This is a genomic window from Virgibacillus halotolerans, assembly GCF_016908515.1.
Lineage (GTDB): Bacteria > Bacillota > Bacilli > Bacillales > Amphibacillaceae > Virgibacillus_M > Virgibacillus_M halotolerans.
In genome coordinates this window covers 23,513-37,384 of sequence record NZ_JAFBEA010000013.1, presented here as the reverse complement: position 1 = coordinate 37,384, position 13,872 = coordinate 23,513, and the positions used below count along the sequence as shown (strand labels likewise).

Annotated in this window: 15 protein-coding genes and 1 pseudogene; all 16 read right to left on the bottom strand. The window is 41.1% G+C overall.

Features of this window, described 5'->3' with window-relative positions; genetic code table 11:
- Positions 1–12: 12 nt before the first annotated feature.
- Positions 13–213 (bottom strand): 50S ribosomal protein L29, encoded by a 201-nt coding sequence (gene rpmC / locus JOC34_RS20240; RefSeq protein WP_205138612.1) that lies wholly within the window; start codon positions 211–213, stop codon positions 13–15.
- The gene (gene rplP / locus JOC34_RS20235) at positions 203–637 is read right to left on the bottom strand and encodes a 50S ribosomal protein L16 (protein WP_205138611.1); all 435 of its coding nucleotides are present in this window, start codon (positions 635–637) and stop codon (positions 203–205) included. The genes rpmC and rplP overlap by 11 nt, the downstream gene beginning before the upstream one ends.
- Positions 631–1,297 (bottom strand): annotated as a pseudogene (rpsC, locus tag JOC34_RS20230) (30S ribosomal protein S3). Before rpsC ends, rplP begins: the two are co-directional and overlap by 7 nt.
- Before the next feature lie 3 nt (positions 1,298–1,300).
- Positions 1,301–1,642, bottom strand: a complete 342-nt coding sequence (gene rplV / locus JOC34_RS20225) for a 50S ribosomal protein L22 (protein ID WP_205138609.1) — start codon at positions 1,640–1,642, stop codon at positions 1,301–1,303.
- Positions 1,643–1,663: 21 nt separating this feature from the next.
- Positions 1,664–1,942 carry a 30S ribosomal protein S19 gene (gene rpsS, locus JOC34_RS20220; RefSeq protein ID WP_205138608.1) on the bottom strand — a complete coding sequence of 93 codons (279 nt, stop codon included), beginning with the start codon at positions 1,940–1,942 and terminating at the stop codon, positions 1,664–1,666.
- Positions 1,943–1,999: 57 nt separating this feature from the next.
- Positions 2,000–2,830, bottom strand: a complete 831-nt coding sequence (gene rplB, locus JOC34_RS20215; RefSeq protein ID WP_205138607.1) for a 50S ribosomal protein L2 — start codon at positions 2,828–2,830, stop codon at positions 2,000–2,002.
- A gap of 29 nt (positions 2,831–2,859) precedes the next feature.
- Positions 2,860–3,147 carry a 50S ribosomal protein L23 gene (gene rplW, locus JOC34_RS20210; RefSeq protein ID WP_205138606.1) on the bottom strand — a complete coding sequence of 96 codons (288 nt, stop codon included), beginning with the start codon at positions 3,145–3,147 and terminating at the stop codon, positions 2,860–2,862.
- Positions 3,147–3,770, bottom strand: a complete 624-nt coding sequence (rplD, locus tag JOC34_RS20205; protein WP_205138605.1) for a 50S ribosomal protein L4 — start codon at positions 3,768–3,770, stop codon at positions 3,147–3,149. The genes rplW and rplD overlap by 1 nt, the downstream gene beginning before the upstream one ends.
- A 26-nt stretch (positions 3,771–3,796) precedes the next feature.
- Complete coding sequence (rplC, locus tag JOC34_RS20200; RefSeq protein WP_205138604.1) at positions 3,797–4,429, bottom strand: 50S ribosomal protein L3; 633 nt, start codon at positions 4,427–4,429, stop codon at positions 3,797–3,799.
- A gap of 29 nt (positions 4,430–4,458) precedes the next feature.
- Positions 4,459–4,767 (bottom strand): 30S ribosomal protein S10, encoded by a 309-nt coding sequence (gene rpsJ, locus JOC34_RS20195; RefSeq protein WP_205138603.1) that lies wholly within the window; start codon positions 4,765–4,767, stop codon positions 4,459–4,461.
- Between the two features lie 542 nt (positions 4,768–5,309).
- Positions 5,310–6,503, bottom strand: a complete 1,194-nt coding sequence (tuf, locus tag JOC34_RS20190; protein ID WP_205138602.1) for an elongation factor Tu — start codon at positions 6,501–6,503, stop codon at positions 5,310–5,312.
- Positions 6,504–6,625: 122 nt separating this feature from the next.
- The gene (gene fusA, locus JOC34_RS20185) at positions 6,626–8,704 is read right to left on the bottom strand and encodes an elongation factor G (protein ID WP_205138601.1); all 2,079 of its coding nucleotides are present in this window, start codon (positions 8,702–8,704) and stop codon (positions 6,626–6,628) included.
- A 42-nt stretch (positions 8,705–8,746) separates the two neighbouring features.
- Entirely contained in the window at positions 8,747–9,217 is a 471-nt protein-coding gene (gene rpsG / locus JOC34_RS20180; protein ID WP_205138600.1) for a 30S ribosomal protein S7, read from the bottom strand.
- Between the two features lie 37 nt (positions 9,218–9,254).
- Complete coding sequence (rpsL, locus tag JOC34_RS20175) at positions 9,255–9,671, bottom strand: 30S ribosomal protein S12 (RefSeq protein WP_205138599.1); 417 nt, start codon at positions 9,669–9,671, stop codon at positions 9,255–9,257.
- Positions 9,672–9,817: 146 nt separating this feature from the next.
- Positions 9,818–10,069 carry a 50S ribosomal protein L7ae-like protein gene (locus JOC34_RS20170; RefSeq protein ID WP_205138598.1) on the bottom strand — a complete coding sequence of 84 codons (252 nt, stop codon included), beginning with the start codon at positions 10,067–10,069 and terminating at the stop codon, positions 9,818–9,820.
- 185 nt (positions 10,070–10,254) lie between these two features.
- Entirely contained in the window at positions 10,255–13,866 is a 3,612-nt protein-coding gene (rpoC, locus tag JOC34_RS20165) for a DNA-directed RNA polymerase subunit beta' (protein WP_205138597.1), read from the bottom strand.
- Between the last annotated feature and the right edge of the window lie 6 nt (positions 13,867–13,872).

Below are 13,872 nucleotides of genomic sequence, written 5' to 3'. Positions count from 1 at the left end.
TCCTCTCGAAATTCAGTTATTTACGCTTACTTCACGTTGGCGAACAACAGTCTTCATACGAGCAATTGATTTTCTTACTTCACGGATGCGTGCAGTATTTTCCAATTGTCCTGTTGCAAGTTGGAAACGTAAATTAAATAATTCTTCTTTTAACGTTTTTACTTTTTCTTCAATTTCGGCAGTGGTTAGTTCTCTGATTTCATTAGCCTTCATTGATTTCACCACCAATTTCTTCACGTTTTACGAATTTTGTTTTGATAGGCAGTTTATGAGCAGCAAGTCGTAACGCTTCGCGTGCAACTTCTTCTTCAACACCTGCAATTTCGAATAAAATCTTACCTGGTTTAACTACTGCTACCCAGCCTTCTAGGGCACCTTTACCAGATCCCATACGAACTTCAAGTGGTTTTGCTGTGTATGGCTTATCTGGGAATATTTTAATCCAAACTTTACCTCCACGTTTCATGTAACGAGTCATTGCTATACGGGATGCCTCGATCTGACGACTTGAAATCCATGAAGCTTCAGTTGCTTGTAGACCATATTCACCAAAAGATACTGTCGTACCACCTTTTGCTTGGCCTTTCATTTTTCCACGATGTTGTCTACGATATTTTACACGTTTAGGCATTAACATAAGTAATGACCCCCTTCCTTATTTTTTAGTTTTCGTTGGAAGGACTTCTCCACGATAGATCCACACTTTAACACCCAATTTACCATAAGTAGTATCAGCTTCTGCTGTGCCATAGTCAATATCGGCGCGCAGTGTGTGTAGTGGTACAGTTCCTTCGCTATAGTGTTCCGCACGAGCGATATCTGCTCCGCCTAATCGTCCGGATACTTGTGTTTTTATTCCTTTTGCTCCTGAACGCATAGTGCGCTGGATTGTCTGCTTTTGTGCACGACGGAATGAAATACGGTTTTCTAATTGACGAGCAATGTTGTCTGCAACCAATTTAGCGTTAAGATCAACTTTCTTGATTTCAACGATATTGATGTGAACTCGTTTGCCTGTCAAGCTATTTAGTGATTTGCGCAATGCTTCTACTTCAGAACCGCCTTTACCAATTACCATTCCTGGCTTACCTGTATGAATAGTAATGTTCACGCGATTTGCTGCACGCTCAATTTCGATAGAAGAAACAGCAGCAATACGTAAGCGATTTTCAAGATATTCTCTGATTTTAATATCTTCGTGAAGTAAGTCTGCATAGTCTTTGTCAGCATACCATTTTGACTCCCAATCTTTTATGATACCTACGCGGAGACCTGTTGGATTTATTTTTTGACCCACTGACTATCCCTCCTTCTTTTCAGTAACAACCACTGTAACGTGGCTTGTGCGTTTGTTAATTTTACTTGCGCGTCCTTGTGCACGTGGACGGAAACGTTTCAATGTAGCACCTTCATTTACATATGCTTCTGAGATAATCAGATTATCTGTATCCATTTCGTAGTTGTGTTCTGCGTTTGCGATTGCAGACTTCAAAACTTTCTCTACGACTGGAGAAGCACCGCGTTGTGTGTGACGTAAGATCGAAACTGCTTCACCAACGTTTTTTCCTCGAATCAGATCAACGACTAATCGTACTTTACGAGGAGCAATACGAACCGATTTCGCAATGGCTTTTGCTTGCATGTCTGAGTGCCTCCTCTCTCATTATCGAGTTGTTTTCTTGTCATCGCCTGAATGCCCTTTAAATGTGCGGGTTGGCGCGAATTCACCTAATTTATGTCCGACCATATCTTCTGTAATGTAGACTGGAACATGTTTGCGTCCATCATATACAGCGATTGTATGACCTATAAAAGTTGGGAAGATGGTTGAACGACGTGACCAGGTTTTGATCACCTGTTTTTTGTCTGTATCATTTAGTTTCTCAACTTTAGTTAGTAAATGGTCATCTGCAAAAGGTCCTTTTTTTAAACTACGACCCATGGATAAACCTCCTTTCAGAGTGGAGAGACGGGAGTTCATTACCCGTCATCTTATTCGTTATTTTTTACGCTTACGAACGATATATTTATCAGACGGTTTATTACGCGTACGAGTCTTGAATCCAAGTGTCTTCTTGCCCCATGGTGACATTGGTGACTTACGGCCGATTGGCGTACGTCCTTCACCACCACCGTGCGGGTGATCATTAGGGTTCATAACTGAACCACGTACAGTTGGGCGAATGCCTTTCCAGCGTGAACGTCCTGCTTTACCAACACGAACAAGTTCATGTTCGATATTTCCAACCTGACCTACCGTTGCACGACAAGTAGTTAGAATCAAGCGAACTTCACCAGATGCCAATCTAACCAAGCTGTATTTTCCTTCACGACCAAGAATCTGTGCTTCTGCACCAGCTGACCGAGCAAGTTGTCCACCTCGTCCGGGTTTAAGTTCAACATTATGAATCACGGTACCAATCGGGATATTCCCTAGTGGCAATGCATTACCAGATTTGATGTCCGCATTTTCACCTGATTCTATTAATTGTCCGACTTTAAGTCCCTTCGGAGCTAAGATATAACGTTTTTCACCATCAACATAGTGAATTAAAGCGATGTTAGCTGAACGGTTCGGATCGTATTCGATCGTAGCAACGCGTCCTGGTATACCATCTTTATCACGTCTAAAGTCGATGATACGGTATTGGCGTTTGTGGCCGCCACCGTGATGACGTACAGTTATTTTACCTTGGCTATTACGTCCAGCATGTTTGTATAGTGGGCTTAACAGCGTTTTTTCCGGTTTATCCGTAGTAATCTCTGCATAATCTAATACAGACATATTACGTTTACCGTTTGAGGTTGGTCTAAATTTTTTAATCGCCATCCTATTTCCCTCCTTCACTTATTTTTGTCTTATTCTTCAAAGAAGTCCAGATCTTTACTATCCTCTGAAAGTTGAACGACAGCTTTTTTACGATCTGAGCGGTAACCGCCATAACGACCCATTCGTTTAAATTTACCTTTGAGATTCATTGTATTAACTTTTAATACTTTTACACCAAAGACAAGTTCAACAGCATCCTTGATCTCTGTTTTGTTTGCTTTAGGCTCTACTTCAAATGTGTATTTTTTCTCTGCCATTAAGTCAGCAGAGTTCTCTGTAATAACCGGGCGCTTTACAACATCGCGTGGATCTTTCATTACACGAGCACCTCCCCTGCTTTTTCAGCTGCTTCTTTTGTCAAGATCAGCTTGTCATGCATTAGCAAGTCTAGTACATTTACCTCTTTCACAGTAAGAACTTTTACTGTTTGCAGGTTATTTGCTGAACGAACAACGTTTTCGTCCTTTTCAGCTGTGACTATTAATGCTTTCTCGTTCACACTTAGTGCATCAAGCATTTTAACCACGTCTTTTGTTTTAGGTGCATCAAATGCAAGGTTGTCTAAAACAACGAGGTTCTCTTCTTTTACTTTAGAAGATAATGCAGATTTAAGCGCTAAACGACGTACCTTTTTAGGTAGTTTGTAGCTATAGCTACGTGGAGTCGGTCCAAAAACGACACCGCCGCCTACCCATTGTGGAGAGCGAATAGAACCTTGACGCGCACGTCCTGTTCCCTTTTGACGCCATGGTTTACGACCGCCACCGCGTACTTCAGAGCGGCCTTTCACTTTGTGTGTACCTTGACGCAATGATGCTTGTTGCATCACTACCGCCTGGTGTAATACATGTGTGTTTGGCTCAATACCAAAAACGGACTCGTTTAATTCAACATCTCCGGCTTGTGTTCCATCTTGTTTAAATAGTGCTACTTTAGGCATGACATATCCTCCCTTCGTTTCTATGATTAGTTAGCCTTAATTGCACTCGTGATTTTTACGAATGATTTTTTTGCTCCAGGGACGTTCCCTTTGATTAACAACAGATTTTTCTCTGCATCAACACTGACTACTTCAAGGTTTTGAATGGTTACTTGTTCAGCACCCATTTGACCTGGCAATTCTGTACCTTTAAGTACACGGGCAGGCGTTGCAGCCATTCCCATTGAACCACCCGTTCTATGAAAATGTGAACCATGAGTTACTGGACCACGTGAATAATTGTAGCGTTTGATTGTTCCTTGGAAACCTTTACCCTTAGAAGTTCCAGTCACATCAATTTTATCGCCAGCTTGAAAAACATCAACACTAATTTCTTGACCTACTTCATATGCGTCAAGATCTGCGTTACGGAATTCACGAACGCAGCGCTTAGGAGCAGTGCTCGCTTTTGCAGCATGACCTTTTTTCGCTTTGTTTGTGCGTGATTCTTTCTCATCAGCAAAACCGATTTGTAATGCTTCGTAGCCATCATTTTCTAATGTTCTTTTTTGTAATACTACGTTTGCTTCAGCTTGAATAACTGTTACTGGGACTAATTCTCCGTTCTCAGAAAATAGCTGAGTCATGCCGATTTTACGACCTAAGATTCCTTTCGTCATCCGTTACACCTCCTATATTAAACCTAAGTTTATAATTTAATTTCAATGTCCACACCAGATGGTAAGTCAAGACGCATTAACGAATCAACTGTCTTTGGTGTTGGATTAACAATATCGATCAAGCGTTTATGTGTACGCATTTCGAATTGCTCACGTGCATCCTTGTATTTGTGCACCGCACGCAATACCGTGTAAACTGATTTTTCAGTAGGTAGTGGAATCGGACCAGACACATTCGCGCCAGAACGTTTCGCTGTATCTACAATTTTTTCAGCAGATTGATCTAAAACACGGTGATCATATGCTTTTAAACGAATTCTAATCTTCTCTTTTGCCATTATTTTCCCTCCCTTTCGCCCATATTATTATAGACATACTCTGTGAAAATTTTTTAGTACCCCGCCATGGCAAAGGGGCCGGGTGTACCAATAACCTTCCACTTCATCGCCTTAATTGACCAACTTACTCATTATAAAGCATACGCTTGGTCATTGCAACCCTTTTTTTCACAAAAAGAAACTATGGGTTGCGCACCTATGTATTATACAAACTTATTGCAGGTAATGCAAGGGATAATTAGACTTTTTTATGGATTTAGTAAGATTCATTTAGAAATGATCCGTATATTCGAGATGCTAGATTAAAGTGAAAAGCAATATTTTTTAAAATCTACCCCTTTTACAGTGGCCTCAGTGGGTTTCTCAAGGAGTTTGAAGCCGTGCCCGCGGAAAGCAACGGTCCGCAGTGGAAAACAACCAGCTGTTATAACGTAATTTATATCAAATCCGAGGTTTAAAAAACAAGAAAGCTTACGAAAAGAGCCTCGCAAAAACAAAAAAACGGACAGCGTCGTCTCGCTGTCCGTTTTTTTGTTTTTTACTTATTTTTGGATTGATGATACAACGCCTGATCCAACAGTACGTCCACCTTCACGAATTGAAAAACGAGTTCCGTCTTCAATTGCGATTGGAGAGATCAATTCAATATTCATTTCAATGTTATCCCCAGGCATTACCATTTCAACGCCTTCAGGAAGTTGAACAACGCCAGTTACATCCGTTGTACGGAAATAGAACTGTGGGCGATAGTTAGCGAAGAATGGGGTATGACGTCCACCTTCTTCTTTTGATAGAACATAAACTTCAGCTTTGAAGTTTGTGTGTGGTGTAATTGTACCTGGTTTAGCAAGTACTTGACCACGGTTGATATCTTCACGAGCTACACCACGAAGTAGTGCACCAATGTTGTCGCCAGCTTCGGCGTAGTCAAGAAGCTTACGGAACATTTCAACACCAGTTACAGTTGTTTTAGATGCTCCTTCTTCGCTAAGACCAACGATTTCAACTTCATCGCCTACTTTTACTTCTCCACGTTCAACACGGCCAGTTGCAACTGTACCACGACCAGTGATAGAGAATACATCCTCTACTGGCATCATGAATGGTTTGTCAGTATCGCGTTCTGGTGTTGGAACGTATTCATCAACAGCAGCCATTAGTTCAACGATTCTTTCTTCGTACTCTTCGTCGCCTTCAAGTGCTTTAAGTGCAGAACCTTTGATTACTGGTACATCATCACCAGGGAAATCGTATTCTGTTAATAGATCACGAACTTCCATTTCAACTAATTCTAATAGTTCTTCATCGTCAACCATATCTGTTTTGTTAAGGAACACAACAATTGAAGGTACCCCAACGTTACGAGATAATAGGATATGCTCACGAGTTTGTGGCATTGGGCCATCAGCAGATGATACTACTAGAATAGCTCCATCCATTTGCGCTGCACCAGTGATCATGTTCTTAACATAGTCAGCGTGTCCTGGGCAGTCCACGTGTGCATAGTGACGCGTATCTGTTTCATACTCAACGTGAGAAGTTGCAATTGTAATTCCACGTTCTTTTTCTTCTGGAGCACCATCAATTTGGTCATAGGCCATAGCGCCACCAGTACCTTGTTTTTTGTGCATTACTGTTGTAATTGCAGCAGTTAATGTTGTTTTACCATGGTCAACGTGTCCAATTGTACCAATATTCACGTGACTTTTTGAGCGGTCAAACTTTTCTTTACCCATTATATAGTTCCTCCTTTAAATAAATAAAAGTATTTTTTATTTTAAGTGCGGCCAGGAAATAACTTTAAAAGTTATTTCTTGACTCTCACTAAAGTTATACTGCAGATTCAAGAATAAATCAATTATTCTCCAGCGTTCTTCTTGATAATTTCTTCTGAAATGCTCTTCGGCACTTCTTCATAGTGATCGAATACCATTGTAAATGTTCCACGACCTTGCGTGTTTGAACGCAATGCAGTTGCATAGCCAAACATTTCAGCAAGTGGAACGAAGCCTCTAACAAGTTGTGCATTACCACGTGCTTCCATACCATCTACACGGCCACGACGAGACGTTACATCTCCCATGATATCTCCCATATATTCTTCTGGGATAACAATTTCAACCTTCATCATTGGTTCAAGTAAGACAGGATTACACTTATTCTTCGCTGCTTTTAATGCCATTGAACCAGCGATTTTAAATGCCATCTCGTTTGAGTCAACATCATGGTAGCTTCCATCGTAAAGTCGTGCTTTAACATCAATTAATGGATAGCCAGCTAATACACCAGTTTCCAATGATTCTTTAATACCAGCTTCAACGGAAGGGATGTATTCGCGTGGCACTGTACCACCAACGATTTTGTTTTCAAACTCAAAACCGGCACCCTCTTCGTTTGGTTCAAATTTGACCCAAACATGACCATACTGTCCACGACCACCGGACTGACGAATGAATTTACCTTCAACTTCAGCTGATGAACGGAAAGTTTCACGATATGCTACTTCCGGCGCACCAACGTTTGCGTCTACTTTAAATTCACGTTTCAAACGATCAACAATGATATCAAGATGGAGTTCACCCATACCAGAAATAATCGTTTGCCCTGTTTCTTCATCTGACTCGGTTTTAAACGTTGGATCTTCTTCAGCTAATTTCGCTAAAGCTGTACCCATTTTATCTTGGTCTGCTTTTGTTTTTGGTTCAATTGCAACACCAATAACTGGTTCAGGGAATTCCATTGACTCAAGAATAACCAGATTCTTTTCGTCACATAATGTGTCCCCTGTTGAAGTATCTTTTAAACCAACTGCTGCAGCGATTTCGCCGGAATATACAGTTGAAATTTCCTGACGGGAGTTCGCATGCATCTGAAGAATACGTCCAACGCGTTCACGTTTACCTTTAACAGAGTTTCTAACATATGAACCAGCGTCCAAAGTTCCAGAATATACGCGGAAGAATGTTAATTTACCTACGTAAGGGTCTGTCATAACTTTAAATGCTAGCGCAGAGAATGGAGCACTATCGTCTGCTGCACGTGTTACTTTGTCTTCTGTTTCAGGAACGATACCTTCAATAGCTGCTACATCTGTTGGTGCAGGCAAATAATCAATTACAGCATCAAGTAATAGTTGAACACCTTTATTCTTAAATGCTGAACCACAGAATACCGGATAAAATTCAACAGCTAGTGTTGCATTACGAATCGCTTGCTTCAGTTCTTCGTTGGAGATTTCTTCTCCTTCTAAATACTTCATCATTAGCTCTTCGTCTAGCTCTGAAACCGATTCAACCAATTCCGCACGTAATTCTTCCGCTTTTTCTTTGTACTCTGCAGGAATCTCACGTGATTCATCAGTTTTACCTAAATCATCAAGGTAGTAATGTGCTTCCATGTTGATCAGGTCAATAATTCCTTCAAAATTGTCTTCAGCACCAATAGGTAACTGAACTGGGTGTGCATTAGCTCCCAAACGCTCTCTCAAAGTGTCTGTAGCGTAAAGGAAGTCTGCACCAATTTTATCCATTTTGTTAATGAATACAGCTCTTGGAACACCATATGTTGTTGCTTGACGCCAAACAGTTTCTGTTTGTGGTTCTACACCAGATTGCGCATCAAGTACAGTAACAGCACCATCAAGTACACGTAGAGAACGTTCAACTTCTACTGTGAAGTCCACGTGTCCAGGTGTATCAATGATGTTAATACGGTGATCTTTCCATGCTGCGGTTGTCGCAGCAGAGGTGATCGTGATTCCACGTTCCTGCTCCTGCTCCATCCAGTCCATTTGTGAAGCACCTTCATGTGTTTCACCAATCTTATGAATACGTCCTGTGTAGAAAAGAATACGTTCAGTAGTAGTGGTTTTACCTGCATCAATATGCGCCATAATACCAAGATTACGTGTTCTTTCCAAGGAGAACTCTCTAGCCATGTATTCTTCTCCTTCCTCTTATAAGCTTTTAGTTGTTTTATTTTACCAACGGTAGTGAGCGAATGCTTTATTCGCTTCAGCCATTTTGTGCAATTCTTCGCGTTTTTTCACAGATGCTCCTGTATTGTTGGATGCATCTAAGATTTCATTAGCAAGACGTTCTTCCATTGTCTTTTCACCGCGTAAGCGTGAATAGTTAACAAGGTAGCGTAAGCCTAGTGCTTGACGGCGTTCCGGGCGTACCTCCATTGGTACTTGGTAGTTTGATCCACCAACACGGCGTGCGCGTACTTCAAGTACAGGCATTACGTTTTTCATTGCTTGTTCAAAAACTTCCATTGCATTTTGTCCGCTTCTTTCGCCGACTAATTCAAATGCTTTATAAAGAATTTTTTGAGCTATACCTCGCTTACCATCAATCATAATTTGGTTAATTAGCCGAGTCACTAGTTTCGAATTGTAAAGTGGATCCGGCAAGACATCGCGCTTAGGTACTGGTCCTTTACGTGGCATATGTCCTCCTCCTTTCTTTTACTTGTTTATGTTACGATTATTTCTTTTTAGGTCTTTTAGTTCCATATTTAGAACGTCCTTGGCCACGGCCTTCTACACCAGCAGTGTCAAGTGCACCACGAACAACGTGATAACGTACACCTGGTAAGTCTTTTACACGACCTCCGCGTAGCAAGACAACACTGTGTTCTTGTAGATTGTGACCAATTCCAGGGATATATGCAGTTACTTCCATGTTGTTTGACAAACGAACACGCGCATACTTACGAAGTGCTGAGTTCGGTTTTTTCGGAGTCAATGTACCAACACGTGTACACACGCCACGTTTTTGTGGAGAGTTTAATTTAGTAACTTTCTTTTTAAAGCTATTATACCCTCTATTAAGTGCTGGTGAATCATATTTCTTTGGTTTGCTTATACGACCTTTACGTACAAGTTGATTAATTGTAGGCATTGAATTTGTCCTCCCCTCTTATAATTTATAATGAAATAAAAAGCAGTAACCAGCATTGTTTCAGGCTATTTGTAATACCACATAGCCAGGTGGTTCATCCTTCGGCAAAAAACAAAGTCTTCGTGAAGTTTACTTCACCAAAACAACTATTTCTTTATCGCCACAGTAGATGCACCGACTTCTATACCACAAGCGGCACCTAACTTTTTCATAGAATCTACACGCTGACAAGGTATTTCCAATTCATTCGCTAAACTAGCTACTTTTTGTGTTATTTGCTGATCAGCATCATCAGCGATATACACTTCACTTATTTCTCCATTTTTCATGGATTTAAGTGTTTGTTTTGTTCCGATAATGATATGCGATTTCGCTTTTGTCACTTTTTCATAAGACATATTTAAATCCTCCAAAGTAACAAGGGTAATCGGAAGCACCTAGAATATAGTACCATTCTCGTTTTTTATTGTCAATATATAATTACTATTTTTTAGTGCTTCCGAAGTTTTCTTGTTAATGTGTCATGTCCGGTTAGAGCGCCCCGATGACCTTAAGATCATCGGAGACGTGGCGCCTTAACTTTTTATTGAATTGTTTCTGTTTCTTCACTTTCTTCTACTTCTTCTGCCTTTAGATCTAAGGACGCTTCTACATTACGGTAGCGGTGCATACCAGTTCCAGCAGGTACAAGCTTCCCGATAATGACGTTCTCTTTCAGACCTAACAACTCATCACGCTTGCCTTTTATAGCTGCATCTGTAAGCACGCGCGTTGTTTCCTGGAAGGATGCCGCAGATAGGAACGAATCCGTTTCAAGTGATGCTTTTGTGATTCCAAGTAACATCGGCTTACCGATTGCTGGTTGCTTTCCTTCAGTAAGTACACTGTGGTTAGCTTGTTTAAACTGGTGGATCTCAAGCAATGAGCCAGGAAGTACATTTGTATCTCCAGCGTCCACAACCCGAATTTTACGTAGCATTTGTCGCACCATCACTTCTACGTGTTTATCACCAATTTCAACACCTTGCATGCGGTATACCCGTTGAACTTCACGTAGTAGGTAGTCTTGAACACCCTCAACACCTTGAACGCGAAGCAGGTCTTTCGGATCCACAGACCCCTCTGTGAGCTCTTGACCAGCAATGACTTCATCGCCAACAGCCACTTTCATACGCGCATTGTATGGAACCGGATAAGCACGTTGTTCAACATCACCTTTAACGATGATTTCCTGCTTATCTTTTACTTCTTTAATTTCTTCTACGATACCATGGACTTCACTAATAACTGCTTGCCCTTTTGGATTTCGAGCTTCAAACAATTCTTGAATACGCGGTAAACCTTGTGTAATATCGTCTCCTGCAACACCGCCTGTATGGAAAGTACGCATCGTTAACTGTGTACCTGGCTCACCAATAGATTGTGCTGCGATAATACCAACAGCTTCCCCTACTTCAACATCGGAACCAGTTGCAAGGTTACGTCCATAACATTTTTGACAGACACCGTGCTTCGTATTACATGTAAATGCGGAGCGTATGGTTACACTTTCTATCCCTGCGTCATCAATTTGTTTGGCTTGATCTTCAGAAATTACCTCATCACTTTCAATGATTACTTCATCTGTTTCAGGATGTTTTACCGCAACAAAAGCAGTACGTCCAATTAATCGATCATTCAATGGTTCGATCAATTCTGAGCCATCTGTTAATGCAGAAACTGTCAAACCACGATCCGTTCCACAGTCTGCTTCACGAACAATGACATCTTGCGCAACATCAACCAGTCGTCTTGTTAGATAACCAGAATCCGCTGTTTTCAGTGCCGTATCAGCAAGTCCTTTACGAGCACCATGCGTAGAAATAAAGTATTCCAGCACCGTTAACCCTTCACGGAAACTTGAAATGATTGGCAGTTCAATGATCTTACCAGATGGGTTGGCCATCAGACCACGCATACCCGCAAGTTGCGTAAAGTTAGATGCGTTACCCCTCGCTCCTGAATCACTCATCATAAATATAGGGTTTTTTGAACTCAATGAACCCATCAATTTAGCCTGAATGACATCTTTAGCTTGCGACCAAATAGCGATTACTCTGTCATACCGCTCTTCGTCTGTAATTAAACCACGGCGGAATTGTTTTGATACGTTTTCCACTTTGTCATGTGATTCTTTGAGAATTTCTTGTTTTTCCTCTAGTACAACAATGTCGGATACACCAACCGTCATACCAGCTTTTGTTGAATAGCTGAAACCGAGATCCTTCATACGGTCAAGCATTTTAGATGTTTCACTAATCTTGAAGCGCTTGAACACTTCAGCGATAATATCACCGAGGAAGCCTTTTTTAAATGGCTTGATGATATCCCGCTTTTCAATTTCTTCTTTTATATTCACACCACTTTCAACAAAGTAGTGCGCTGGTGTTTCAATTTCCAAGTTATGCTTCGTTGGTTCGTTTATATACGGGAATGATTCTGGTAAAATCTCATTGAATATTAATTTACCGACCGATGTGATCAGCAACTTCCCATTCTCTTCTTCCGTAAATGTTTTGTTGTTTAAGCTGGACGCCTGCACAGCGACTCTCGTATGCAAGTGCACATGCCCATTTTGATAAGAAAGCAAGGCTTCACTTAAGTTACTAAAGACACTTCCTTCACCTACGGCTTTTTCACGTTCCAATGTTAAATAATAGTTACCTAGTACCATATCCTGTGATGGTGTAACAACTGGTTTACCATCCTTTGGATTTAGAATGTTTTGAGCAGCAAGCATTAAAATTCTTGCCTCTGCTTGCGCTTCAGCCGATAACGGAACATGGACAGCCATTTGGTCACCATCAAAGTCAGCATTATATGCCGTACACACTAATGGATGCAAACGAATAGCGCGGCCTTCAACCAATGTTGGTTCAAATGCCTGTATCCCTAACCGGTGCAATGTTGGTGCACGGTTCAATAATACAGGATGTTCTTTAATAACTTCTTCCAGTACATCCCATACATCCGGATGAACGCGTTCGATCTTACGTTTTGCCGATTTAATATTATGGGCGATTCCTTTTTCTACAAGTTCTTTCATAATAAATGGCTTGAATAGTTCCAAAGCCATTTCTTTTGGTAGTCCACATTGATACATTTTCAAATGCGGTCCAACGACAATTACAGATCGTCCGGAATAATCCACACGTTTTCCCAATAGGTTTTGACGGAAACGACCTTGCTTCCCTTTCAACATGTGTGACAAGGATTTTAATGGTCGGTTACCAGGACCTGTAACAGGTCGTCCACGACGTCCGTTATCAATTAAAGCATCGACCGCTTCTTGCAGCATCCGCTTTTCATTCTGTACAATAATGCTCGGCGCCCCAAGATCCAACAGCCTTTTTAGACGGTTATTACGGTTAATAACACGACGATACAAATCGTTTAAATCGGATGTTGCAAAACGACCCCCATCAAGTTGCACCATTGGGCGGATTTCCGGCGGAATAACCGGTAAAACGTCCAGCACCATCCAAGAAGTATCATTTCCAGAATTTCGGAATGACTCCATTACTTCTAAACGTTTTATTGCACGCGTTCTCCTTTGACCTTGAACGCTCTTCAATTCTTCTTTTAATCCATCCACTTCTTTCACAAGATCAATATCCTGCAAGAGTTTGCGAATAGCTTCAGCACCCATTTGAGCTTTAAATGATTTACCGTACTTGTCATAATATGCCCGATATTCTTTCTCAGACAATAACTGTTTTTTCTCTAAAGGTGTATTTCCTGGTTCAGTTACAATATATGCTGCAAAATAGATAACTTCTTCCAGTGCACGTGGAGACATATCTAACACAAGTCCCATCCGGCTTGGTATTCCTTTGAAATACCAGATGTGCGATACTGGTGCCGCTAATTCAAGATGACCCATACGTTCACGACGAACTTTGGATTTCGTTACCTCTACACCACACCGATCACAAACAACACCTTTATAGCGTACACGCTTATATTTCCCGCAGTGACATTCCCAATCTTTTTGCGGCCCGAAAATACGTTCACAAAACAGACCATCTTTTTCAGGTTTTAATGTACGATAGTTAATTGTTTCCGGTTTTTTTACCTCGCCATAAGACCATGAGCGAATTTTCTCCGGAGAAGCCAAACCAATTTTCATAAACTCAAAGTTATTTACATCCAACAAGGGGCC

Excerpts from the sequence above, each read along its gene's own strand:
- rplC (WP_205138604.1), bottom strand. The coding sequence starts at position 4,429 with ATGACGAAAGGAATCTTAGGTCGTAAAATCGGCATGACTCAGCTATTT.
- rpsJ (WP_205138603.1), bottom strand. The coding sequence starts at position 4,767 with ATGGCAAAAGAGAAGATTAGAATTCGTTTAAAAGCATATGATCACCGT.
- rpsG (WP_205138600.1), bottom strand. The coding sequence starts at position 9,217 with ATGCCACGTAAAGGACCAGTACCTAAGCGCGATGTCTTGCCGGATCCA.
- rplB (WP_205138607.1), bottom strand. The coding sequence starts at position 2,830 with ATGGCGATTAAAAAATTTAGACCAACCTCAAACGGTAAACGTAATATG.
- rpmC (WP_205138612.1), bottom strand. The coding sequence starts at position 213 with ATGAAGGCTAATGAAATCAGAGAACTAACCACTGCCGAAATTGAAGAA.
- rplD (WP_205138605.1), bottom strand. The coding sequence starts at position 3,770 with ATGCCTAAAGTAGCACTATTTAAACAAGATGGAACACAAGCCGGAGAT.
- fusA (WP_205138601.1), bottom strand. The coding sequence starts at position 8,704 with ATGGCTAGAGAGTTCTCCTTGGAAAGAACACGTAATCTTGGTATTATG.
- tuf (WP_205138602.1), bottom strand. The coding sequence starts at position 6,503 with ATGGGTAAAGAAAAGTTTGACCGCTCAAAAAGTCACGTGAATATTGGT.
- rplW (WP_205138606.1), bottom strand. The coding sequence starts at position 3,147 with ATGAAAGATCCACGCGATGTTGTAAAGCGCCCGGTTATTACAGAGAAC.
- rplP (WP_205138611.1), bottom strand. The coding sequence starts at position 637 with ATGTTAATGCCTAAACGTGTAAAATATCGTAGACAACATCGTGGAAAA.
- rplV (WP_205138609.1), bottom strand. The coding sequence starts at position 1,642 with ATGCAAGCAAAAGCCATTGCGAAATCGGTTCGTATTGCTCCTCGTAAA.
- rpsL (WP_205138599.1), bottom strand. The coding sequence starts at position 9,671 with ATGCCTACAATTAATCAACTTGTACGTAAAGGTCGTATAAGCAAACCA.
- rpsS (WP_205138608.1), bottom strand. The coding sequence starts at position 1,942 with ATGGGTCGTAGTTTAAAAAAAGGACCTTTTGCAGATGACCATTTACTA.
- JOC34_RS20170 (WP_205138598.1), bottom strand. The coding sequence starts at position 10,069 with ATGTCTTATGAAAAAGTGACAAAAGCGAAATCGCATATCATTATCGGA.